This window comes from Streptomyces sp. NPDC059092 (assembly GCF_042756365.1).
Classification (GTDB): domain Bacteria; phylum Actinomycetota; class Actinomycetes; order Streptomycetales; family Streptomycetaceae; genus Streptomyces.
Window position 1 is genome coordinate 35,755 of sequence record NZ_JBHZEJ010000033.1, and the last position, 22,452, is coordinate 58,206.

Annotated in this window: 16 protein-coding genes; 8 read left to right on the forward strand and 8 right to left on the reverse strand. The window is 71.4% G+C overall.

Annotation, left to right across the window (positions count from 1 at the left end; genetic code table 11):
- Window positions 1-32: 32 nt before the first annotated feature.
- Window positions 33-443 (reverse strand): ATP-binding protein, encoded by a 411-nt coding sequence (locus tag ACFXPL_RS20225; RefSeq protein WP_384921015.1) that lies wholly within the window; start codon window positions 441-443, stop codon window positions 33-35.
- A 319-nt stretch (window positions 444-762) separates the two neighbouring features.
- Between ACFXPL_RS20225 and ACFXPL_RS20230 the strand changes: the two genes are divergently transcribed.
- Together ACFXPL_RS20230 and ACFXPL_RS20235 are read left to right on the forward strand one after the other, a co-directional pair.
- Entirely contained in the window at window positions 763-1,593 is an 831-nt protein-coding gene (locus ACFXPL_RS20230) for an enoyl-CoA hydratase family protein (protein WP_384921018.1), read from the forward strand.
- 318 nt (window positions 1,594-1,911) lie between these two features.
- Window positions 1,912-4,182, forward strand: coding sequence for a bifunctional salicylyl-CoA 5-hydroxylase/oxidoreductase (locus tag ACFXPL_RS20235; protein WP_384921021.1), 2,271 nt, complete (start codon window positions 1,912-1,914; stop codon window positions 4,180-4,182).
- On the opposite strand, the gene ACFXPL_RS20240 is transcribed toward ACFXPL_RS20235, so the two are convergent.
- Both ACFXPL_RS20240 and ACFXPL_RS20245 read right to left on the reverse strand, forming a co-directional pair.
- A complete protein-coding gene (locus ACFXPL_RS20240; protein ID WP_384921023.1) occupies window positions 4,169-5,005 on the reverse strand; it encodes a PaaX family transcriptional regulator C-terminal domain-containing protein in 837 nt (278 codons plus the stop codon). The genes ACFXPL_RS20235 and ACFXPL_RS20240 overlap by 14 nt on opposite strands.
- Before the next feature lie 4 nt (window positions 5,006-5,009).
- Entirely contained in the window at window positions 5,010-6,686 is a 1,677-nt protein-coding gene (locus ACFXPL_RS20245) for an AMP-binding protein (RefSeq protein ID WP_384921026.1), read from the reverse strand.
- A gap of 98 nt (window positions 6,687-6,784) precedes the next feature.
- Between ACFXPL_RS20245 and ACFXPL_RS20250 the strand changes: the two genes are divergently transcribed.
- Window positions 6,785-7,966: an acyl-CoA dehydrogenase family protein gene (locus ACFXPL_RS20250; RefSeq protein ID WP_384921029.1), complete on the forward strand. Its 1,182-nt coding sequence runs from the start codon at window positions 6,785-6,787 to the stop codon at window positions 7,964-7,966.
- Window positions 7,963-8,361, forward strand: coding sequence for a RidA family protein (locus ACFXPL_RS20255; RefSeq protein WP_384921032.1), 399 nt, complete (start codon window positions 7,963-7,965; stop codon window positions 8,359-8,361). Before ACFXPL_RS20250 ends, ACFXPL_RS20255 begins: the two co-directional genes overlap by 4 nt.
- 111 nt (window positions 8,362-8,472) lie before the next feature.
- On the opposite strand, the gene ACFXPL_RS20260 is transcribed toward ACFXPL_RS20255, so the two are convergent.
- Entirely contained in the window at window positions 8,473-10,314 is a 1,842-nt protein-coding gene (locus ACFXPL_RS20260; protein WP_384921035.1) for a hypothetical protein, read from the reverse strand.
- Between the two features lie 364 nt (window positions 10,315-10,678).
- On the opposite strand from ACFXPL_RS20260, the gene ACFXPL_RS20265 reads away from it, so the two are divergent.
- Both ACFXPL_RS20265 and ACFXPL_RS20270 read left to right on the forward strand, forming a co-directional pair.
- Entirely contained in the window at window positions 10,679-14,032 is a 3,354-nt protein-coding gene (locus tag ACFXPL_RS20265; RefSeq protein ID WP_384921038.1) for a S8 family peptidase, read from the forward strand.
- A 178-nt stretch (window positions 14,033-14,210) separates the two neighbouring features.
- Window positions 14,211-15,668: an acyltransferase gene (locus ACFXPL_RS20270; RefSeq protein ID WP_384921041.1), complete on the forward strand. Its 1,458-nt coding sequence runs from the start codon at window positions 14,211-14,213 to the stop codon at window positions 15,666-15,668.
- Here the strand turns inward: ACFXPL_RS20270 and ACFXPL_RS20275 are convergent.
- The 3 genes from ACFXPL_RS20275 to ACFXPL_RS20285 all read right to left on the reverse strand — a co-directional run bounded on the left by ACFXPL_RS20275 (window position 15,600) and on the right by ACFXPL_RS20285 (window position 19,882).
- Window positions 15,600-17,255, reverse strand: a complete 1,656-nt coding sequence (locus tag ACFXPL_RS20275; protein ID WP_384921044.1) for a cellulase family glycosylhydrolase — start codon at window positions 17,253-17,255, stop codon at window positions 15,600-15,602. The genes ACFXPL_RS20270 and ACFXPL_RS20275 overlap by 69 nt on opposite strands.
- A 121-nt stretch (window positions 17,256-17,376) precedes the next feature.
- Window positions 17,377-18,456 carry a cellulose binding domain-containing protein gene (locus ACFXPL_RS20280; RefSeq protein WP_384921047.1) on the reverse strand — a complete coding sequence of 360 codons (1,080 nt, stop codon included), beginning with the start codon at window positions 18,454-18,456 and terminating at the stop codon, window positions 17,377-17,379.
- Window positions 18,457-18,922: 466 nt separating this feature from the next.
- Window positions 18,923-19,882: a glycoside hydrolase family 43 protein gene (locus tag ACFXPL_RS20285; protein ID WP_384921133.1), complete on the reverse strand. Its 960-nt coding sequence runs from the start codon at window positions 19,880-19,882 to the stop codon at window positions 18,923-18,925.
- Window positions 19,883-20,734: 852 nt separating this feature from the next.
- Here ACFXPL_RS20285 and ACFXPL_RS20290 point away from each other — a divergent pair.
- Window positions 20,735-21,460, forward strand: coding sequence for a DUF3159 domain-containing protein (locus ACFXPL_RS20290; protein WP_384921050.1), 726 nt, complete (start codon window positions 20,735-20,737; stop codon window positions 21,458-21,460).
- Window positions 21,461-21,590: 130 nt separating this feature from the next.
- Here the strand turns inward: ACFXPL_RS20290 and ACFXPL_RS20295 are convergent, their stop codons facing one another.
- Window positions 21,591-21,746, reverse strand: coding sequence for a hypothetical protein (locus ACFXPL_RS20295; RefSeq protein ID WP_384921053.1), 156 nt, complete (start codon window positions 21,744-21,746; stop codon window positions 21,591-21,593).
- Between the two features lie 156 nt (window positions 21,747-21,902).
- On the opposite strand from ACFXPL_RS20295, the gene ACFXPL_RS20300 reads away from it, so the two are divergent.
- Window positions 21,903-22,451, forward strand: coding sequence for a hypothetical protein (locus ACFXPL_RS20300; RefSeq protein WP_384921056.1), 549 nt, complete (start codon window positions 21,903-21,905; stop codon window positions 22,449-22,451).
- Window position 22,452 lies beyond the last annotated feature (1 nt).

Sequence of the window (22,452 nt, forward strand, 5' to 3'; positions counted from 1 at the left end):
GGGACGCGGCGCCCCGGGCGCCGCCCGCCGGCTCAGACGGCGGGCAGCGTGAACCAGACCGCCTTGCCCTGGTCCGTGGCGCGGTGGCCGCAGGCCGCGCTGAGCGTACTGATCAGCAGCAGGCCGCGGCCGTCCTCCTGCCAGGGGTCCGGCATGGATCCGGGGCGCGTCAGATTGCCCGGCGGCGCCGGGTCGCAGTCGTGCACCTCGACCTGGCAGCCGGTCGGCAGCAGCTCCACGACCAGCTCGATGGGCTCGTTGCCGTCGGTGTGCTGGATGGCGTTGGCGACCAGCTCCGCCGTGAGCAGCTCCGCCGTGTCGCTGTGGGTGGGCTCGGCCAGATGCGCCAGCGCGGAACGGACCAGGGCGCGCGCGAGCGGCACAGCTTCGACGCTGTGCGGCAGCGTGACTCTCCAGGGGGAGGAGCCGGCGGCTTCTGGCATGGGGGGCGGTCCGATCGGGGCACGGCGGGGGCCGGGGTGGGGATGAGGGTATGTGCTATCGCGTTCAACCATACGGAGCGTGAGCAGGTTAACAAGGGGCGGCGGCCTGCCGGACTTGGGGACCTATGTCCTGTGTCGCCCGGGACCTTTGGCAGCCTACGTGAGGCATGTCGCGATCACGTCACAGGTCTATCGCGTACTCGTGACGGCAGTCACGTACGAGTGATACCGTTCCGTGGCGAGGCTGTGACAGGGGCCGTACACCGGTGGTGTCCCGCCGCCGCGCGCGCCCACAGCGCTCGCCGAGGGAGGCCGCTCCATGAGCCCGTTCTCCGGTTCCGCGCCCCGCACCCAGGACTGGCGCCACATACGGCTCACGCGCGGTGACGGCGGGGTCGCCACCGTCACCCTCGCCCGCCCGGCCAAGCTGAACGCGCTGACCTTCGGCGCCTACGCGGATCTGCGCGACCTGCTGGCCGAGCTGGCCCGGGAGCGTTCGGTACGGGCCCTGGTGCTGGCCGGCGAAGGGCGCGGCTTCTGCTCGGGCGGCGACGTCGACGAGATCATCGGCGCGACGCTCGGCATGGACACCGCCCGGCTCCTCGACTTCAACCGGATGACCGGGCAGGTCGTCCAGGCGATCCGCACGTGCCCCTTCCCGGTGATCGCCGCCGTGCACGGGGTGGCGGCCGGTGCGGGCGCCGTCCTCGCGCTCGCCGCCGACTTCCGGATCGCGGACCCCTCGGCCCGCTTCGCCTTCCTCTTCACCCGGGTCGGGCTCTCCGGCGGCGACATGGGCGCGGCCTATCTGCTGCCCCGCGTCGTCGGCCTCGGCCACGCGACCCGGCTGCTGATGCTCGGCGAACCCGTCGGCGCCTCCGAGGCCGAACGCATCGGCCTGATCGGCGAGTTGACCGAAGAGGGGCAGGCCGGCACACGCGCCGCCGAACTGGCGGGACGGCTCGCCTCGGGCCCGGCGCTGGCGTACGCGCAGACCAAGGCGCTGCTCACCGCCGAACTGGACATGCCGCTCGCCGCGGCCGTCGAACTCGACGCCGTCACCCAGGCGTTGCTGATGCACGGCGAGGACTACGCCGAATTCCACGCCGCGTTCACCGAGAAGCGGCCCCCGCGGTGGCAGGGGCGCTGACCAGGGAGGGGAGAGCTGGCCATGGAGGGGAGCACGGGCTCCGGAGGGCCGCGTCCGGCACCAGGACGGAACGGCGACACGCGGGTCGGCGACACACGGGCTGGCGACCCACGGCACGGCGACACACGGGCTGGCGACCCACGGCACGGCGACACACGGGCTGGCGACCCACGGCACGGCGACACGCGGGCCGACGACCCACGGCACGGCGACACACCGAGCGCTGACAGCGGGATCGGCGACACGACGAATGCCGATACGCCGAACGCAGAGACCTGCGGCACCCGGAACGCCGACCCACGGGCCGGCGCCCGAAGCGTGACGAGTGTCGCCGTCATAGGCGGCGGGCCCGGCGGCCTCTACGCGGCGGCCCTGCTCAAACGGCTCGACCCCGCCCGCGAGATCACCGTCTGGGAACGGAGCGCCCCCGACGACACCTTCGGCTTCGGAGTGGTCCTCTCCGACGAGACCCTGGGCGGTATCGAGGACGCCGACCCCGTCGTCCACCGGGCGCTCCAGGCCGAGTTCGTCCGCTGGGACACCATCGACATCGTGCACCGCGGCCGTACGCTCACCTCCCACGGCCACGGCTTCGCGGCCCTCGGCCGGCGCCGGCTGCTGGAGATCCTGCACGAGCGGTGCACATCGCTCGGCGTACGGCTCCGCTTCCGTGAGGAGGCCCCGCCCGCCGGCCAACTGGCCGCGACCCACGATCTGGTGATCGCCGCGGACGGGGTGCACAGCCGCACCCGTGAGACCCACGCCGAGGTCTTCGCCCCCACCGTCACCACCCATCGCTGCCGCTACATCTGGCTCGCCGCCGACTTCGCCTTCGACGCGTTCCGCTTCGAGATCGCCGAGACCGCGCACGGGGTGATGCAGCTCCACGGCTACCCGTACTCCCCGCACCACAGCACCGTCATCGTCGAGATGCGCGAGGAGGTCTGGCGGGCCGCCGGCTTCGCCGGACTCGACGAGCGGCAGTCCACCGAACGGTGCGGCGAAATCTTCGCCGAGGCCCTCGGCGGACGCCCGCTGCGCTCCCACGCCTCCGCCTGGACCGCGTTCCGTACGGTGGCCAACGCCCGCTGGAGCAACGGTCGTACGGTCCTGATCGGTGACGCCGCGCACACCGCCCACTTCTCCATCGGCTCCGGCACCAAGCTGGCCGTCGAGGACGCCCTGGCGCTCGCCGCCGCCATCGAGGAGCGGCCCGACCTCCCGGCCGCGCTCGCCGCGTACGAGAGCCGACGCCGTCCCGTCGTGGAGTCCACCCAGCGTGCGGCGGCGGCCAGCCTGCGCTGGTTCGAGGAGCTGGCCACCTACACCGGCCAGCCGCCCCGCCGGTTCGCCTTCGGGCTGCTCACCCGCAGCCGCCGCGTCACCCACGACAATCTGCGGCTGCGCGATCCCGGCTTCACCCGTGACGTGGAGGAGGACTTCGGCTGCCCGCCCGGCACCCCGCCCATGTTCACGCCCTTCCGGCTGCGCGGACTGACCCTGCGCAACCGGATCGTCGTCTCGCCCATGGACATGTACGCGGCATGCGACGGCATGCCCGGCGACTTCCACCTCGTCCACCTCGGCGCCCGCGCGCTCGGCGGCGCGGGCCTCGTCATGACCGAGATGGTGTGCGTCAGCCCCGTGGGCCGGATCACCCCGGGCTGTACCGGGATCTACACCCGGGAACAGGGCGACGGCTGGCGCCGCGTCACCGACTTCGTCCACGAATCCTCCCCGGGCACCGCCATCGGTATCCAGCTCGGCCACGCGGGCCGCAAGGGTTCCACCCGGCCGATGTGGGACGGCATGGACGAGCCGCTGGCGACGGGTAACTGGCAGGTGTGGGCCCCCTCACCGCTGCCGTACCGCCCCGGAGTCAGCCAGCTCCCCAAGGAGTTGAGCATCCGCCAACTCGACACCGTGCGCGAGCAGTTCGCCTCCGCCGCCCGCCGGGCCCGGCGCAGTGGCTTCGACCTCCTCGAACTCCACTGTGCGCACGGCTACTTGCTGTCAGAGTTCCTCTCCCCGCTGACCAACCGGCGGACCGACGCGTACGGTGGTTCGCTGGCGGGCCGGCTGCGCTTCCCCCTCGAAGTCTTCGACGCGATCCGCGCGGACTGGCCCGACGAACTGCCCATGACCGTACGCATCTCCGCCACTGACTGGGCGCCGGGCGGCACCACCGCCGAGGAGGCCGTCGAGATCGCCCGCGCCTTCGCCACGCACGGCGCCGACGCGATCGACGTCTCGACCGGCCAGGTCGTCGCGGACGAACGCCCGGAGTTCGGCCGCTCCTACCAGACGCCGTACGCCGACCTGATCCGAAACACCCTGAACGTCCCGGTGGTCGCAGTCGGCGCGATCTCCTCCTGGGACGATGTCAACTCCCTTCTCCTGGCGGGCCGTACGGACCTGTGCGCCCTCGGCCGGCCCCATCTCCACGACCCGCAGTGGACCCTGCACGCGGCGGCGGCCCAGGGGTACACAGGCCCCGGCGCGCCCTGGCCGCTCCCGTACCTGGCGGGCAGCCGTCCGCCCCCGGCCGGCCGCACCGACACTCCGAAGCCGCGTCTCACCCCGCGCTGACCGGGGGCCGTACGAACGCGAGCCCCGCGTCCCGCAGCCGTGCGTGCAGCCGGGTGAAGACCTCGGCGGAACGCTCCCCCGGCCAGTCCTCCGGCAGGAGTTCGGCCGGCAGGCCCGGGTCCGCGTACGGCAGGCGCCGCCAGGAGTCCAGGGCCATCAGATAGTCCCGGTAGGCGTCCCGGGACGCGTTCTCGGCCGGCCAGGGGCCCCCGCTCTCCCAGCGGCGCAGCACCGGCTCGTGCGCCGCGAGGAACTCCTCGTGCAGTGCGGCGATCGCCCTCAGGTCCCACCAGCGCGCCACGGCCTCGGCCGTCGCCTCGAAGCCCAGATGCCGGCCGCTGAACAGGGCGACGTACGGATCGAGTTGGAGTCGTTCGAGAGTGTGGCGCGTCTCCTCGTGGAGCCGCCCGGGGGCGATCCAGACCCCGGGCGCGGCCGTCCCGAAACCGAGCCTGCCCAGCCGGGAGCGGAGCAGATGACGCTTGTGGCGCTCGGCCTCCGGGACGGTGAAGACGGCGAGCACCCAGCCGTCGGCGAGCCGCGGCGCGGGATGTGCGTAGATCCTGCGGTCCCCGTCGTCGAGGAGCTGGCGCGCCTCGCCGGACAGGACATAGCCGGCCGCACCCGCCGCCGTACGCTCCGGGACCAGCAGACCGCGCCGCTTGAGCCGGGAGACCGCCGAGCGCGCCGAGGGCGCGTCCACCCCGACCGCGTCCAGCAGCCGGATCAGCTCCGCGACGGGGAGCGGCGTGTCGTCCGGCGCCCGGCCGTACGCGCCGTACAGGGTGACGATCAGGGATCGGGGGGTGTGCTGTTCGGCCACGTGATCACTTTAGGCCAGGGGCCGGCGGCGCGACCGGCCCCGGGGTGCGCAACAGGTAACGCTGGAGTTTGCCGGTGGCGGTACGGGGGAGCGCGTCCAGGAAGACGAAGGCGCGCGGGCACTTGTACGGCACGAGCCGCGCCGTGACGAACTCCCGCAGCGCCGCCGCCGTCCCCTCGTCGCGCGCCGCACCGTCCCGCAGCACCACGTACGCGGCGACGATCTGGCCGCGCAGGTCGTCCGGGCGGCCGACGACCGCCGCCTCCAGCACCTCGGGATGGGCCAGCAGAGCGTCCTCGACCTCAGGTCCCGGGATGTTGTACCCCGCCGAGATGATCATGTCGTCGGCGCGGGCGACATAGCGGAAGTAGCCGTCGGCCTCGCGCACATACGTGTCGCCGGTCAGATTCCAGCCGTCCCGTACGTACTCCGACTGGCGCGGATCGGCGAGATACCGGCACCCCACCGGGCCCCGCACGGCCAGCAGCCCCGGCTGCCCGTCGGGCACCGGCGCCCCCGCCCCGTCCACCACGCGCGCCTGCCATCCGGGCACCGGCACCCCCGTCGTGCCCGGTCTGATCGCCTCGTCCGCCGCCGAGATGAAGATGTGGAGCAGTTCGGTCGCCCCGATGCCGTTGATGATCCGCACCCCGGTGCGCCGGTGCCAGGCGTGCCAGGTCGCGGCGGGCAGATTCTCCCCGGCCGAGACACACCGCCGCAGACTGGACACGTCGTACGGCCGCGCACCGGCCCCCCGCGCCGTCCCGGCCGCGTCGAGTACGTCGAGCATCACCCGGTAGGCGGTCGGCGCGGTGAACAGGACCGACACCCGGTGCTCCCCGATCGCCGCCAACAGGGGCTTGGGCTGGGCCTGTTCGAGGAGCAGCGCGCACGCGCCCGCCCGCATGGGGAAGATCACCAGGCCGCCGAGGCCGAAGGTGAAACCGAGCGGTGGGCTGCCCGCGAAGAGATCGCCGGGCTCGGGGCGCAGCACCTCGCGCGAGAAGGTGTCCGCCACCGCCAGTACATCGCGGTGGAAGTGGGCGCATCCCTTGGGGCGTCCCGTCGTCCCCGAGGTGAACGCGACCAGCGCCACATCGTCCGCCGCGGTCTCCACCGCCGCGTACCGCCCCGGCTTGGCGCGCGCCCGCCGCAGCAGGTCCTCCGGGGCGTCCCCGCCGTACGGCGTGATCCGCAGGCCCGGCACCCCCGCGCCGGTCAGATCGTCCAACGACCTCACGTCACACAGGGCGTGGCCGATCCGGGCGATCTCGCAGACGGCCGCGAGTTCCGGCGCGCGCTGCTGGGCGAGCACCGTCACGGCCACCGCGCCCGCCTTCAGTACCGCGAGCCAGCAAGCCGCCAGCCAGGGCGTCGTCGGACCGCGCAGCAGCACCCGGTTGCCGGGCACCACGCCCAGGTCGTCGTGGAGCACGTGAGCGATCCGGTCGACGTGGCCGCGCAGTTCGCCGTACGACCAGACCTCGCCCGCCCCGGTACGGAAGACGGGGCGGTCCTGGCCGAACCGGTCGGCCGTACGGTCCAGCAACTCGACTGCGGCGTTGAGGCGTTCGGGAGCGTGTGCCCCCTGCGGGAGAGGGAGGATCCTGGGCCACTGCTCCGCCGGGGGCAGTTGGCCGCGGGAGAAGGTGTCGGTGTGGGCGGACGGTGTCAGCTCCATGGTTCGCCCCCTGGTGATGTGTGGGGTCGCCCATCGAGCGTATCGTGAAGTTGACGACAGTCAACGGCGCGTCATAGGCGTGCTGGAGGTGGGTCCGGATGCCTGTTTTCTCGCTCGATCCGGTACAGACCGCGTGGTGTGCGGAGCTGCGCGCCCTGGCCGCGCGGCGGCTGCGCCCGCTCGCGGACCGGGGCGAACCGGGCCGGGTGAACCGCCCCCTGGTGGGCGAACTCGGCCGACTCGGCCTCTTGGAGCGGGTGTTCAGGTCCTCGGCGCTGGACCTCTGCCTGCTCAGGGAATCCCTCGCCCAGGGGTGCGCGGAGGCCGAGACCGCGCTCGCGCTCCAGGGGCTCGGTACGTACCCCGTCGTCCTGGCCGGTACGGAACGGCAGCGCGCCCGGTGGCTGCCGGAGGTGTGCGCGGGGCGCGCGGTCGCCGCGTTCGCGCTGAGCGAGCCGGGCGTGGGCTCGGACGCGGCGGCGCTCGCGCTGCGGGCCGAACCGGACGGCCAGGGATGGCGGTTGACCGGGGAGAAGCGCTGGATCTCCAACGCGCCCGAGGCGGACTTCTACACGGTCTTCGCCCGAACGGCCCCCGGCAAGGACCCGGCGGGTCCCGGCCCCGGCACGGACCCGGTGGGTTCCGCCCCCGGCACGGACCCGGCTCCGCGCCCGGGGTCCCGGGGCGTGACCGCGTTCCTCGTCCCCGCCGACCGCCAGGGGCTGACCGGATCGCCCATCGAGATGCTCTCCCCGCACCCCATCGGCGCCCTCGCCCTCGACGCCGTACCCGTGACCCGTGAGGACGTCCTCGGCGAGGTGGGCCGGGGCTTCCGGACCGCGATGACCACCCTGAACCTGTTCCGCCCCAGCGTCGGCGCGTTCGCCGTCGGCATGGCGCAGGCGGCACTGGACGCGACGCTGGAGCACACGGCCACCCGTACCGCGTTCGGCGGCCCTCTCAAGGACCTCCAGAGCGTCGCGCACCAGGTCGCGGAGATGGCGACCAGGACCGAGGCGGCGCGGCTGCTGGTGTACGCGGCTGCCTGTGCGTACGACACCGGCGCCCCGGACGTGCCCGCGCGCTCGGCCATGGCGAAGCTGTACGCCACCGAGACCGCGCAGTACGTCGTCGACGCGGCCGTCCAGCTCCACGGCGCCCGCGCCCTCCAGCGCGGCCACCCCCTGGAACACCTCTACCGCGAGGTCCGCGCGCCACGGATCTACGAGGGTGCGACCGAGGTGCAGCGCACGATCATCGCCAAGGAGCTGTACGGATGAGCCCGGAACGCGTCAACCCCGCCGGCCTCGCGCCCGCCACCGGCTTCTCGCACGCCGTTGTCGCCACCGGCGGCCGGATCGTCCTGCTGGCCGGCCAGACCGCGCTCGACGCGTACGGGAGGATCGTCGGAGCGGACCTGCCCGCCCAGTTCGCCACCGCCCTCGGCAACCTGCTGACCGCGCTCGCGGCGGCCGGCGGCGCGCCGGGCGACCTGGCCCGGGTCACCGTCTATACCACCGATGTCGCCGAGTACCGCGCGCACACGCCCCAACTCGGCCGGATCTGGCACGGACTGGCGGGCCGTGACTACCCGGCGATGGCGGTGATCGGCGTCGTACGCCTGTGGGACGAGCAGGCGCTGGTGGAGTTGGACGGCCTCGCGGTCCTGCCCTGAGACCCGCCGCCGGCCGGCACCGGCTCCTTCACGTGCGACGGGACCGCCGCCCGCCCCGAACGCCCCGTACCGGACCGGGCCTCGGTCCCGGTCGGGGCGTGTCACCGGCCGTCACGAGTCGATCGGTGTGGTCTTCGTGCAGTTGGTGAACGGGACCCAGGGACGTCCGCCGCCGCTCTGCGGACCGGTCGCGTAGGTCGGGTTCCCGGTGATCTTCTGGTTGCGCTCCTCGTGCGTGATGTCGATGCCGAAGAGCTTGAATCCGAGGGTGAACTGCCCTGCGGAGACGCCGAATCCGATGCCGAGCGAGGCGTTCCACCAGTCGGTGTTGGCCTCGTAGTCCAGCCGGGTCAGCTTCCCCTTGTCGTGCAGCAGCCGGTCGATCGGCCCCGCGTCGTCGGTCAGCGGCTCGGCGGCCGAGCTGGGGGAGGGGATGGGCCTGCCGGCCGGGTTGTCCCCGCGCCCGCGCAGCCAGTCCTCCACGGCCTGGCTGTCCCCGTCGTTGTCGAGCTTGACCTCGGCCGACTCGGTGTGGACCTGCGACTTGATGGTGCCGCCCCCGCCGCCGACGTCGATCGTCACCGGACCGGCGTTGGCGCCGGCGCCGACCTGGACGCCGGGGCCGTCGCCGCTCTCCTGGCTGGAGGTGATGACCAGCTTCTCCGGGTGGTGCGGCTGATCGTCCTCCTCCTCCTGGTCGTAGGCGGCGGCGTCGTACGTGACGGCTATCTGCTGCATCCGGCTTCCCTTGGCCTGCGCGACCGCACCGACCGTACCGTTGAGGGAGAACGTGTAGATGAAGGTGATCTTCCCGGCGTCGGGTCCGGTCTTGGTGCGCATCACCACCACATCGTTGCTCATCGCCCCGGCCAGCCCGTCGGCGGAGACATTGCCGACGTCCTTGGTGTCCTTGGCCGAACCGATGACGCTCTTGCCCTGGGACTCCTTGATGAGCTTCTCCAGCGCCTCACCCTTGACCTTCGGGTTGTTCTTGGTGACCTCCTTGGCGATGGTGTCCTTGAGCGCCTTGACCCCCTTGTCGTCCTTGGCGTACGACTTGCCGAAGCTCACCCCGCCGGACAGCTCAGTGGAGGACTTGGTGATGTCGACGTCCGGCGCCTTCTCCGGGTCGATGTCCGGCCTCTTCTTCTGCGCGCCGGCGTTGCATATCATCCCCAGCTCGGCGGAACGGGCCCCGGCGGGACGGCTCTGGCACTTCTCCGCCGCCTTGAGGAACTCGGCGAACTGCTTGGCGTCCTCAAGGTTCGCCTCCAGGTCCGCCTGCGGGTCGTCGCTCTTGTTCCCGTTGAACAGCCACTGTCCGCCGCCGCCGCTGCTCTTCATGTAGCTGCCGCTCAGCGAGGCGCTGCCGCCCCAGTCCTTCAGCCCCGGGATGCCCGCCGAGATGCTCGCGGTGACACCGCCCCCGGTCTCGGTGACACGTTCCAGGGTGACGGTGCCGTCCGACCACTGGCTGACCTTGATCTGCTCCGAGCTGCTGATCTTGATGAAGAGGATCTGCACCACGACCGTGGTCTTGGTCTGGTCGGCGGAGAGCAGGCACTTGGCGGGCTGGAAGGGGTCGTCCACGGGGACGACCGGATCGTCGCCCTTGCCGTCACCACCGTCCCCGTCCTCGCCGTCCCCGTCCTTGCCGTCCTTGCCGTCCTTGCCGTCCTTCCCGTCTTTTCCGTCCGAGACATCGACCTTGGCGCAGGACTCGGCCCCACCCCACGGGTTCATGGCGCGGCAGGCGGCGTACTGCAGACCCGCGTTCTCCGCCCTGGAGAGCGTCGCCACCGAGATCCCGCCGATGAGCAGCACCATCACACCGAGCAGGGCGAGATACTCGATCCCGGTCTGGCCTCTGCTGTCGCGACAGGGGGAACAGGCGGCATAACTCGGATGCCTGCCCTGCGCGTGCCCCTCGCGCACCCCTTGGGAGCGCCTCATCCGTACTCCTCACCCATGCGGTCGCCGTTCCCCCGAGCGCCGGTAGCCTAAAGATGAACACGGGCCCAACGGCAGGGTCCGAGGGCCCACTTCAGGGCCCAGGGTGCAGACCTATGACGGGGTGTGGCATAGGCCCTGAGCAGCACGGGGACGGGCCGGGGGCGGTGCCGGAGGGGCACGGGGACGGTACGGGACCGCGCGTTCCGGTGCGGAGGGGCACGGGGCGGGGCGGGCCAGTGGTGCGCGCCGGTACCGGAGAAAAACTCGGATCCGCGCACCGGGTGAGTGAACCCGGCAGGCCCAACTCCCGTCTTCTGAACCGATCCGGGGTTTGTCGAATCTTTACTTCGCCATTGGGGGAGAGTTGCACAGAAGCACACGCAGGGCCGGCGCGGCCATGGTCGCCGCACTGCTCACCGCGGGACTCACGACGGGGGCGGCCGCGGCCGGCCAGGGCGCGGCGGGGAACACCGCGGGGGACGCCGCCGCCACCCAGGCATTCGGGGCGAAGGCCCGCCAGGCACAGGGCGGTTCGTCCGTGGTCACCCTGATCACCGGGGACCGCGTGCATGTGGACGGCAAGGGCCGGGTGACCCGTGTCGAGCCCGCGCAGGGGCGCGAGGGCATACGTACATCCGTCAGGCGGGTCGACGGTTCCACCTACGTCATACCGTCCGACGCGAGCGCGCTGATCGCCCAGGGCACCCTGGACCGGCGGCTGTTCGACGTCACGGGGCTCATCAAGAACAAGTACGACGACGCGCACCGCTCCACACTGCCGCTGATCGTCTCGTACACGAAGGACAAGGCGCGGGCGAAGTCGGCGATCGCGGCCGCGGACGTCTCGGTCCGCCGCGACCTGCCCGCCGTCAAGGGCGAGGCGGTGACCGCGCCGAAGACGGACTCGGGCGACGTGTGGCACGCGCTCACGGCCCCCGGCGCGCGTCGCGGCGCCGACCGTGCGGCGGCGACCGGTATCGAGCGGGTGTGGCTGGACGGCAAGCGCCGCGCGAGCCTGGACAAGAGCGTCCCGCAGATCGGCGCGCCCACCGCCTGGAAGGCCGGCTACGACGGCAAGGGCGTGAAGATCGCCGTCCTGGACACCGGCGTCGACCAGACGCACCCGGACCTCAAGGGCGTCGAGATCGCGGAGAAGGACTTCTCCGGCTCGGGCAACACCGTCGACCACTTCGGCCACGGCACGCATGTCGCGTCGACCGCCGCCGGTTCCGGTGCCAAGTCCGGCGGGAGGTACAAGGGGGTCGCGCCCGGCGCGAAGATCCTCGACGGGAAGGTCCTCGACGACAGCGGCTTCGGCGACGACTCCGGCATCATCGCGGGCATGCAGTGGGCCGCCGACCAGGGTGCGCAGGTGGCCAACCTCAGCCTCGGCGGCGGCGACACGGCGGAGGTCGACCCGCTGGAGGCGGCCGTCGACCGGCTCTCCGCGGAGAAGAACATCCTGTTCGTCATCGCCGCGGGCAACGAGGGCCCCGACGCGGAGACCATCGGCTCGCCCGGCAGCGCGGCCTCCGCGCTCACCGTCGGCGCGGTCGACCGCAAGGACGCGATCGCGGACTTCTCCAGCGTCGGCCCGACGGCCGACGGCTCCCTCAAGCCCGACATCACCGCCCCCGGCGTGGACATCGTCGCCGCGAAGGCCGCCCAGGGCCGGATCGGTGACCCGGCCGGCGACGGCTACGTATCGATGTCCGGCACGTCGATGGCGACCCCGCATGTGGCCGGCGCCGCCGCGCTCCTCGCGCAGCAGCACCCGGACTGGAGCGGGCAGCGGATCAAGCAGACGCTGACCGCCTCCGCGAAGCCCGGCAGCGGCCTGACCGCGTTCCAGCAGGGCACCGGCCGCGCCGACGTGGCCAAGGCGATCACCCAGAGCGTGGTCAGCGAGCAGACCTCGGTGAACTTCGGCGTCCAGCAGTGGCCGCACACCGACGACAAGGCCGTGACCAAGCAGATCACCTACCGCAACAGCGGCAAGACGCCGGTCACCCTCGATCTCGCGCTGGAGACCGTCGGCCCCAAGGGCAAGCCCGCCCCGGCCGGCTTCTTCACGGCGGGCGCCGACCGTGTCACCGTGCCCGCGGGCGGCACCGCGAAGGTCGGCCTCACCACGAACACCCGGATCGGCAGCCTGGACGGCATGTACTCCGGCGCCCTCGTCGCCAAGGCCACCGAGGGCGGCCAGAGTGTCCGTACCTCCTTCGGTGTGAACCGTGAGGTCGAGGCCTACGACCTCACCCTGAAGTTCATCGACACCAAGGGCAAGCCCGCCGCATCGACGGCTTCCGTCTACGGCCACGACGGCAATTTCTGGAAGGACGCGCCCGGCGTCGGCACCGCCAAGATCCGGGTGCCGAAGGGCACGTACCTGATCGACGCCCCGGTCGAGACCCCGAAGGCGGGCGGCGGCGACCCGGACCTGGCACTGATGACGCAGCCGAAGTACTCCGTCACCAAGAACGGGACGGTGACCTTCGACGCCCGCAAGGCGAAGCCGGTCTCCATCACCGCCCCGGAGTCCGCCAAGGTCGGTGGCGCCTCCGTCAACTACTCCCTGAACACCCCCGACACCAGCGTCGGTTACACCTTCTTCCTGGACAGCTTCAAGGGCATCAGGAGCGCTCAGGTCGGCCCGGCGCTGCCCGAGCAGCAGTTCGACGCCCAGATCGGCGGCGTATGGCAGAAGGGCAGCACCAGCTACAACCTGCTCTACACGCGCGCCGGTTCGATGTACACCGGCTTCACCCACAAGACGGCCATGAGTGAACTGGCCCTGCTCAACCTGAAGATCGGCGCCTCCGCCAAGAACCGCTACGGCGTCGTCAACCCCTTCTGGTCCACCTCGACGTACGGCATCGGCACGGGCGGCGCCCCGATCGCGCTGCCCACCACGGCGAAGACGTATGTCACCGCGCCCAAGGGCATCACCTGGGAGTTCCTCGTCAGCCAGGAGGGCCGCACGGACGACGGCGGCGAAGCGTTCCTCGGCTCGGACCCGGCCAGGACGTACACCCCGAAGAAGACGTACGAGAAGACGTACAACGTCGGTGTGTTCAGCCCCAAGGTGGACGAGTTGAACCTCGCCCAGCGTTTCAACAACGAGATGCAGGTCTGTGTCGAGGAGTTCACCGACGGCGCCGGGCACACCGGATCCTCGCCGGTGACCAAGCAGCAGACCGTTATCAGCGCCGACGGCAAGAAGCTCGTCGACGTGAAGGAGCCGCTCTGCCAGTACACCGACGCGCTGCCCTCGAAGTCCTCCCGCTACGTGATCAGCACGGACGCCTCGCGCTCCAGCAAGGTCGCGGGCGTCACGAGCCGGCTCACCGCCGCCTGGGGATTCACCTCGAAGAAGCCCGCCGCCGACACGGTCGTGGACCTGCCGCTCTCCACCGTCCGCTTCGCCCCGAAGCTGGACCTGACGAGCACCGCGGCCGCCGGTAAGAAGCTCACCGTCCCGCTGTCGATCCAGGGCCCCGCCGCCGGCAAGGGCTTCAAGTCGCTCGCCGTTCAGGTCTCCTACGACGGCGGCGCCAAGTGGACCAAGGCGCCGGTCACCACCGCGAAGGACGGCAAGAAGAGCCTGTCGCTGACCCACCCGAAGAAGGCCACCTCGGTCTCCTTCAAGGCGAAGCTGACGGACAAGAACGGCAACACCTACGACGTGACCGTCCTGAAGGCGTACCTGCTCAAGTAGGCACGCAGGCAAGGAAAAACACGCGTCGAGCCGCGCCCGGGGAACGCACACCGTTCCCCGGGCGCGGCCCGTTTCCCGCGTCGTGGCCCCGAGCTGAGTACGCGTACTCAGTTGCCTGGTAACGGAGTTGAGTACGGGGGCCGTGCCGCCCGGCCGCCCGCGCCGCGAAGCTGACGCCATGGAGTTGAACACACGTGCCCTCGCCGCCGCGACACCAGCGGGGCGGGACCGGTACATCGATCTGCTGCGCGTGGCCTCACTGGGCACCGTCGTACTCGGCCACTGGCTGATGGCGGCCGTGACCGTCGACCCGGACGGCCGCGCGGGGGTCGGCAATCTGCTGGCGGTCGAACCCTCGCTGCAGCTCCTGACCTGGCTGCTCCAGATCATGCCCGTGTTCTTCTTCGTGGGCGGCTTCTCGCACGCCCTCTCCTACCGCTCACTGCACCGCCGGCTCGACGGACAGGGCGTGTACGCGGCCTTTCTGCGGGCCCGGCTCCGCCGACTGCTCCGGCCGGTCATGCTGTTCACCGCCGTCTGGGGCGCCACGGCCTTCACGCTGCAACTACTGGCTCCGCGAAATCAGTTGGCGAACATCGCGGCACGGCTGGTCGCCCAGCCGCTCTGGTTCATCGGGATCTATCTGGCGATGGTCGCGCTCACCCCACCCCTGCTGAGACTTCACGAGCGGTACGGATGGGCCGCGTTCGGCGCGCTCACCCTCGCCGCCGCCACCGTCGACCTGCTGCGCTTCGCGCTCGCCGTGCCCTATGTCCCCTTCCTGAACTTCGCGTTCGTATGGCTCGCCGTCCACCAACTCGGCTTCCTCAGGGCGGACGGCCGGCTGCGTACGCCCCGGCTGCCGGCCGCGCTGGCCGCGACCGGACTGGTCGCCGCCACCGCACTGGTCGCCCTCGGACCGTATCCGCTCTCCATGGTGGGCATGCCGGGGGAGAAGATCAGCAACATGGCCCCGCCGACGTTCGCCCTGCTCTGCCACGGCATCTGGCTGGTCGGCGCCGTCGAACTGCTCCGTGCCCCCGCCGCCCGGCTGCTGGCCCGCCCCCGGGTGTGGCGTGGGGTCGTCGCCGCCAACGGCATCGCGATGACCGCCTTCCTCTGGCATCTCACGGCGATGCTCGGGGTGTACGCGCTCGCCCTCGGTCTCGGCGCGCCCTTCCCGGCGCCGGGGACCGGGGCCTGGTGGGCCCAGACCCCGGTCCGGGTGGCCGCGGCGGCCCTGCTCACCGCGCTGCTGGTCGCCGTCTTCCGCGCGGCGGAACGCCCGCCGGGCCCGGCGGGCCCCCGTACGGCCGCGGCTTCCGCCCGAACCACCGCGGAGCCCGCCCGGACCGTCCGGTGGGGCGGCCCTGGCGCGGCCCTCGGTGTCACACTCACCCTGTTCGGTGTGCTCGGGCTGTCGGTCGTCGGCTTCGCCGGACTGCTGGAGGGACACTCGGCGGTACTGGTCGCGGTTCCGGTCACCGCTCCGATCACCGTGGCCATGACGGCCGTGGGCTGGCTGCTGGTCGAGGCGGCCGGCCGGCAGCCGTCACCCGGACACCCGTCAACCGACGCCGCAGGAAGCGCCGTTCAGCGTGAAGGCCGCGGGCTTCCCGTTGGTCCCCGTCCATGAGGCGGTGAACCCCACGGCGACCGTGGCGTTCGGTGCGATCACCGCCGTGTAGGAGGCGGCGGCCACACTGACCGCGGACCCGCTCTGGGACGCGGTACCGCCCCACAGATTGGTGATCCGCTGCCCGTTCGGGAAGGTCCAGCCGAGCGTCCAGCCGTTGACGGTGGAGCTGCCGGTGTTGCGGATCACGATCTCCCCCTGGAACCCACCGCTCCACTGACCGCTGACCGTGTAGGCGACCGCGCACGAGGCCGTCGACCCGCCGCCCGGCGCGGTGGTCACCCGTACGGTCGCCGACCGCGCCGACCGGTTGCCCGCCGCGTCCCGCGCGTAGACGGCGAAGTCGTAGGCCGTGGCGGCCGACAGCCCGGTGACGGTCACCGACGCGGTGGCCGAGGACGCCACGCTCGTCTCGGCCGCCCCGCTGACGCGGACCACGTCGTACGCCGTCACCCCCACCGCGTCGCTGGAGGCGGCCCAGGACAGGGTGACCGAGGAGGCGGTCACGTCGGAGGCGCCCGGAGTCCCCGGGGTGGTGGGCGCCGTGGTGTCCCCGCCGGACGAACCGCCGTACACGGTCGCCTGCTTGGCGGTGGCGGCGATCCCGTCGGCACCCCGGAAGATGCGCCGGCCCCAGGTGCTCAGCGCGTTCGGGTCGAAGCCGATGGCCATGTCGAGATACTCCACACCACCACCGTTGCCACTCCACGACCAGCCGAGGTAGCCGAGACCGAGCGACTGGGTGGTGGACATGATGGCGTCCTCGTCCGGGTCGCCGTCCGAGTGCAGATGGCCGAACTCACCCACCAGAATGGGTAGTTTGGCGCTGACGAAACTGTTCAGATACGAGGAGATCTCGGCCGCCGTGTCGAAGACGCCGTACATGTGGATCGAGAACATGGTGTTGCGGTCGGGGTCGGCGGCGAAGACCGACGCCGCGTTGTCCCGCATGGTGAAGGACCAGTCCTGGCCCCAGTTCGGCCCGTCGACCATCAGGGTGTGAGCGAAACCGGCGCTCCGCAGCCGTTGGATCGCCGCTTTGGTGTCGGCCGTCCAGCCCGCGTAGTTGGTGTTGCCGTAGGGCTCGTTGCCGATGTTGACGACGACGTAGTTCTCCTGGCCGGTCAGCGCGCTCTGCACACTGATCCAGTAGTCGGCGGCGCGGGAGAGGGAGACCGCGGCGCTCTGCTCGCCGTAACCAGTGGTGTCATGTGCCTCCAGCACACAGATCAGCTTGTTCTGCTTGCACTGCGCGACGATGTTCGCCACGTCGGTGGCATCGTTCCTGGTCCACTGATCGCCGGTGCTCAGCACCACCCGGACGGTGTTGGCGCCGAGGGCCTTGATGTCGCTCAGCGAGGACGTGGTCCGGCCCGGATACCAGGTGTGGGCGTGGTTGACCCCCCGCATGACGAAGTCGTTGCCGTTGCCCTCCAGTAGCCGTCCGCCGCTGATGTGCAGACCGGTGGCCCGGACGGCCGCCTGGGCGGGCGGGGCGGTCAGTCCCAGAGCGAGGAGTGGGAGGACGGAGAGCAGCAGGCCGAGGAGCGTGGCCCGGGAAGTCCGGGTGGGGGGTCGCGGATTCATGGATCGTGAACGCATACGGGTCTCCTGGATACGTGGACGGTGCGGGCGTGCTGATGCGTCAGGCCGGGGTTGAGGGGCCACGCCGCTGCGGAACCGAGCACGTTCCGCGCACGGCGGCGCCTCAGCCGGCGGTGCAGCCGGTGACCTGCGCGGCAGGGGTGGCGGTCCCCGGCCGGCTGGCGATGAATCCGAAGGCCGTGGAGGCACCGGAGCCGAGCGCGCCGTTCCAGGACACATTGCCGACCGTCGCGCCACCGTTGGTCGCGGTCAGGACCCCGTTCCATATCTGGGTGACGGCCTCGCCGCCCGGCAGCGTGAGCCCGACGGACCAACTTCGCAGCGCGGCGGCGCCGTTGTTCACCACGGTCACCTCCGCCTGGTAGCCGCCCTGCCAGGCGGAGACGGTCTTGACCGACGCGCCGCACCCGGCTCCACCCGGACCGGTCGGGGTCGGAGTGGGCGTCGGTGTCGAGGTGCCGGGCGTCAGCAGCGGGGTCAGCGCCGGATACCAGCGGGCGGCGATCTTGGCGTCGCCGGAGCTGTTGGGATGGACGCCGTCATTGGTGTCGGCGGCGGTACTGAAACCGGTCCACTGGTCCACGACGGCCACCGGCGACCGCGCGGTGGTCCGCCCGGCCGCCCAGGCGGGGATACGGCTGTTGAGGTCGACCACCCGCTGGGCGCACTCGGCGCAGGAACTCGGATTCATCGGGATGAGCTGGGCGACGAGGATCTTCATGTCGGGGTTGCTCGCCCGCATCTGGCCGACGAGCGTGTCGAACGCCGCCAGGATCCGGTCGGGCGCGATGTTGCTCCATATGTCATTGGTGCCGAAGTGCATGACAACGACGTCCGGGTGAGTCGCGTCGAGCCAGCCGGGAAGCTGGTTCTGCGCGGCCACATTGGTCGCGAGGAAGCCGCCGTGCCCCTCGTTGTCCCCGTCGTACGGCTGCCCGCACCCCTGCGGGCCGAGCGTGCCGACGAAGTCGATCGAGGAGTAACCGGAATCCTGAAGGCGGTTCCAGAGCACGGACCGCCAGCAGCCGGGCGACCCGGTGATCGAGTCCCCGAGCGGCATGATCCGTACGGGATCGGCCGCCGCGGACGCGGTGGTGCCCGGGTGCGCGACCAGCGCGGTGAGCAGGGCGGCGGTGAGTGCGAGAACGGCGAGGAGCGCCCGTAGAGCTGTGCTGTTCCGCATATCCAAGGTCCCTTCCCGTGCATGCGGAGCGAGCGGACGGCGGCCCTCCAAAAATCATGGGAGCGCTCCCATTCGTGGCCGGACTGGTGCGCGTCGATTCCGGGGGCCTGGCCACATCAATGCACCGTTGTCGGATGCACGTCAAGAGTTTGGGCGCGCGTGGCCGTCACCGGGCCCGGCTCCGGCGCCCGGGTCGACTCCGGCCCGCGAGGCCTGTCCCGGGGTCGGCCTGTGCGCCTGGCCAGGTGGCGGCGACCCCCGTGTGGCGTTCCGGGCGTGTACCTCTGGAGCGACGGGCACGGAGCGACCGGGCGAGCGCCACGGCGACTTCTCACCTCCACCGTGGCTCGGTCTCACGTCAACCGCGGTTGGTCGCCGGTCGAATTGCGAGGCGGCGGGAGGCGTGGCTGTGTGGCGGCGTGCCGGCGGCTCGCGGTGGCGGTCGCGACGAGTTCGGGGACGGTTCTCACTCGAAGAACTTGAGGCTGTACCCGACGTTGGTGGTGGCGCCGGGGACGTTGGCCCGGCGGTATGTGGTGTTGCCCCACCAGACGGCCGTGCCGGTGTACCAGTAGCGGTTGGACCACGCATACGGTGTGCCTTTGGCGACCGCGTGGAACATGGTCGGGAACCGGTTGCCGGACGGCGGCCCGGCGTTGACGTCGCCGCGCGGCAGGACGAATGTGTGGTGGCCGGGGCCGTCGACGTTCAGTGTGGGGTCCCAGCCCGGCATCATGGTCGAGGCGTGCGAGCCGAACAGGCAGCCGTTGCTCTTGTACCAGTCCCAGATGTACGTGGGATCGCCGCCGGCCCGCAGCCGCAGGTCGGCGATGCAGTACTGGCTGCTCCAACTGCCGTTCGCGGAGTACGTGATGTGCAACTGTCCGTTGGGGTCGACGATCGGCTGGGGTGCCTCGTTGATGTAGGGGTTGCCCACGACCCGTTCCCATGGCTCGCGCGGCTGCGACAGGACGTAACGGCCGCCGGTGGTCGTGGTGGGGCTGCTCATCCGGGCGATGTACAGGTTCTGCTCGACGTTGGTGTCGCCGGACCAGCCGGACCACACGAACCAGCGCTGGCCGCCGAAGGTGAAGGGAGCTCCGTCGATGGCCCACTTGTCAGCGGGCAGGGCGACCTTGGTGGCGGCGGAGTAGCCGGTGTCCGGGGCGGCTGAGCTGATGTGGTACATCCGGTGGGCCGCACCGCTGCCGGCGCCGAAGTAGATGTGGTACTGACCGTCGTGGTGCACGATCTCCGGGGCCCAGACCTCGCCGAGGTTGCCGGTGTCCCGCCACACCTGGTGCTTGGGCGCGGTGGCGACGCCCTCCAGGGTGGGCGCCGACCGCACCGCGATGCCGCCGTCCACGGACTTGACGGAGACATGGAGGTCACCGACCTTGATGATGCTGGGGTCGGCGCCGCCGATGAGGGGGCGGCCGAGCGTGGACGGTTGATCGGCCGTCACCCCGGTGACGCCCTCGGCGGCGGTCGCGGCCTGCCCGAGGATCAGTGTGCCGAGGAGCCCGAGGGGAACGATGCCTGCGAGCCAACGGGTGGGGCGCATCAGGTCCTCCTGAGCATGTCCACGACAGGGAGTTCACAGCTAATCACCCCGAGGTGAGCGGCTGTCAAGAGGGGGAACGGTACGGCCCTCTCCGTCGGCAGCGGTGAAGTGAGCGGTTTCGCCATGGTGAAGCGGACCGTCGCCGTAGGAGCGGAAGCCGAAGGGCCTCGTGTCCGCCTGCCTGGCGGCGCTCGACGCGATCGCCACCCCGCGTGGTCGACGGTACGAGGACGACGGCATCCACCGGTGAAGGACTCCGGCGCGGGTGGCCGGTCGTAGGAGCCGCGGACAGCGGGGCCGTGGGGCATACCGAGGGCCGGAGCGGTGGCCAGGGTACGGACGGGCGGGAAGGTCCAGGCTCAGTGCGGTCACCACGCGCCCCAGGCCGTCGACGACGAGGGGGTAGCGGTCGGTCGGCCACGGCGTCGGCGAGGTCCTGGAGCGGTTCGAGCACGTCAGCTGCCCCGGGGCTCCGGCGGGGGCACGGCGGAGCGTGGTCAGGACCGACTGCCCCGACGCTCCCGGCGGTGCCGAATCCGCCGAACCCCTTTGACGCACCCTCGCTGTCGCCCTCAGCGATTCGTACGACCCGCACAACTGGACGTGACGGCAACTTCGTTTGCCTGATGAAGCCTCCGGCGGGTACGAAGTGGACCGCACGGTCGGACGAAAACCGGGAAACCACCGATGAGATCAACTGCTCAGGAGAACGCAATGACAGCCGCCAATGAGGACCGGGACCGCGACGGAACCCACGAATACCACGCAAACGCCACCGCGACCGCGGCCCCGGACACGGCGCTGCCCTCGACACCGCCGACCGTCGACCCGAAGGCCGATCCGAAGCCCACGGTGCTCGACGCCATGGGTGGTCCGATGGGATTCGTCTACTCGACCATTCCGGTCGTGATCTTCGTCATGGCCAACACCTTCCTGTCGCTGTCGGTGACCATCACGCTTGCGGTCGTCACCGGGCTGGCGATCACCGCGTTCCGGATGCTGCGCGGGGAACGCTTCGCGTCCGCGGTCGGCGGACTGTCCGGCATCGCGATCGCCGCGGGCATCACCGCCTGGACCGGGTCGGCGAAAGACTTCTTCGTACTCGGCATCTGGGTCGCTCTGGCCTGTTTCGTCGTCACGTTCGGCTCGGTCCTTGCGCGTCGGCCACTGACCGGGGTCGTGTGGAACGCCATGCACCACGGTACGCACGCCTGGCGGGAGGACCGATCGGTGCTGCGGGCACACGACATCGCCACGTTCTTCGCGGCGATTGTGTTCGGCGCGCGGTTCGTCGTCAAGCAGTGGCTCTACATGCATGACTTCACCGGCTGGCTGGCGTTCGCGAAGATCGCGATGGGTACTCCGCTGACGGTGCTGGCCGCGCTGGTCATCATCCGGGCCTTCCGGCACAGCTCCAAGCGACTGCTCGACCAGCACTGACCGGCGGCCGGCGGCCGGTCGAGCACCTCGCCCATCGACTCCGAGGGGATCATCGAGCCGATGTCACCCACCTGGGACCACGAACGCGCCGCTCAAGTGGTGCGCCGCGGGCCGTACGCCGTACGCGAGCTCAGGCGGGCAGCTTCGTGTCGACGACGAAGCTGCCCGCGATGACCTGGCCGGGGAAGGCCGCGCTCCACCTGATGCCGGGCCACCGAGCCGTCCCGTGCGCCGGGGTGTCGGTCAGGCCGCTGTGACGACCGGCTGCCGGTACTCGCACAGGCACGCGCGGGCGCCTGGGACTTCGCGCCTGAGGACCGGAACGTCGCTCGTCCCGGATCCACCCCGATCCGGGACGCCGTCAAGGACAACATTCGGCGGCGTTGGTGAAATCGCACGGCGTGAACCGGCCACGCCCGTGAAGCGCCCCATGATGTACCCCATGAGACAGCGTGTGGTCCGGGTGGCCCTGGTGGCGGCAGCCGTCGCCCTCGCCCTGTCGGCCGTGCCGCACGCCGTCCAGGGAGGCCGCCGCCTTGAACCCGTCATCGACCGGACGGCCGCCGCGCCGGCCGTCCCCGGCCCGACCACGGCCCAGGTCCCCGACACCCTCCTGCGCGACGCACGGAGGCACGGCAGGGGAACCGTCGCGGTGACCCTGCGGGAGACCGGCGACGTCCTGGCCGGCGATGCTGTCGACGAGGGACGCCTCGCCACGGACGCGACGGCGCTCTTCGAGCGCGGCACCACCATCGGGCCGGGACGGGGAATCGGGCTCCCCCGCACCGCCGATCGCGTCGACAGCACGGGGGCACGGCTCAGTCCGACCCGACGGGCACCCACCCGCTTCACCCTGCCGGCCCGCAGAGGGATGACCGACGACGTTTCGTGTCGGGCGCAGGACGGGCCCGTACCGGCCTCGGGCCAAGCACGCGTCGACGGCCCCCGCTGTTCGCCGCCCCGTCCGCCGCTGATCCAGGAGTGGGACTGAC

Bases quoted from the DNA above. Each gene is read 5' to 3' on its own strand.
- ACFXPL_RS20225 (WP_384921015.1), bottom strand. From the start codon at position 443: ATGCCAGAAGCCGCCGGCTCCTCCCCCTGGAGAGTCACGCTGCCGCAC.
- ACFXPL_RS20230 (WP_384921018.1), top strand. From the start codon at position 763: ATGAGCCCGTTCTCCGGTTCCGCGCCCCGCACCCAGGACTGGCGCCAC.
- ACFXPL_RS20245 (WP_384921026.1), bottom strand. From the start codon at position 6,686: ATGGAGCTGACACCGTCCGCCCACACCGACACCTTCTCCCGCGGCCAA.
- ACFXPL_RS20250 (WP_384921029.1), top strand. From the start codon at position 6,785: ATGCCTGTTTTCTCGCTCGATCCGGTACAGACCGCGTGGTGTGCGGAG.
- ACFXPL_RS20255 (WP_384921032.1), top strand. From the start codon at position 7,963: ATGAGCCCGGAACGCGTCAACCCCGCCGGCCTCGCGCCCGCCACCGGC.
- ACFXPL_RS20260 (WP_384921035.1), bottom strand. From the start codon at position 10,314: ATGAGGCGCTCCCAAGGGGTGCGCGAGGGGCACGCGCAGGGCAGGCAT.
- ACFXPL_RS20270 (WP_384921041.1), top strand. From the start codon at position 14,211: ATGGAGTTGAACACACGTGCCCTCGCCGCCGCGACACCAGCGGGGCGG.
- ACFXPL_RS20275 (WP_384921044.1), bottom strand. From the start codon at position 17,255: ATGAATCCGCGACCCCCCACCCGGACTTCCCGGGCCACGCTCCTCGGC.
- ACFXPL_RS20280 (WP_384921047.1), bottom strand. From the start codon at position 18,456: ATGCGGAACAGCACAGCTCTACGGGCGCTCCTCGCCGTTCTCGCACTC.
- ACFXPL_RS20290 (WP_384921050.1), top strand. From the start codon at position 20,735: ATGACAGCCGCCAATGAGGACCGGGACCGCGACGGAACCCACGAATAC.
- ACFXPL_RS20300 (WP_384921056.1), top strand. From the start codon at position 21,903: ATGAGACAGCGTGTGGTCCGGGTGGCCCTGGTGGCGGCAGCCGTCGCC.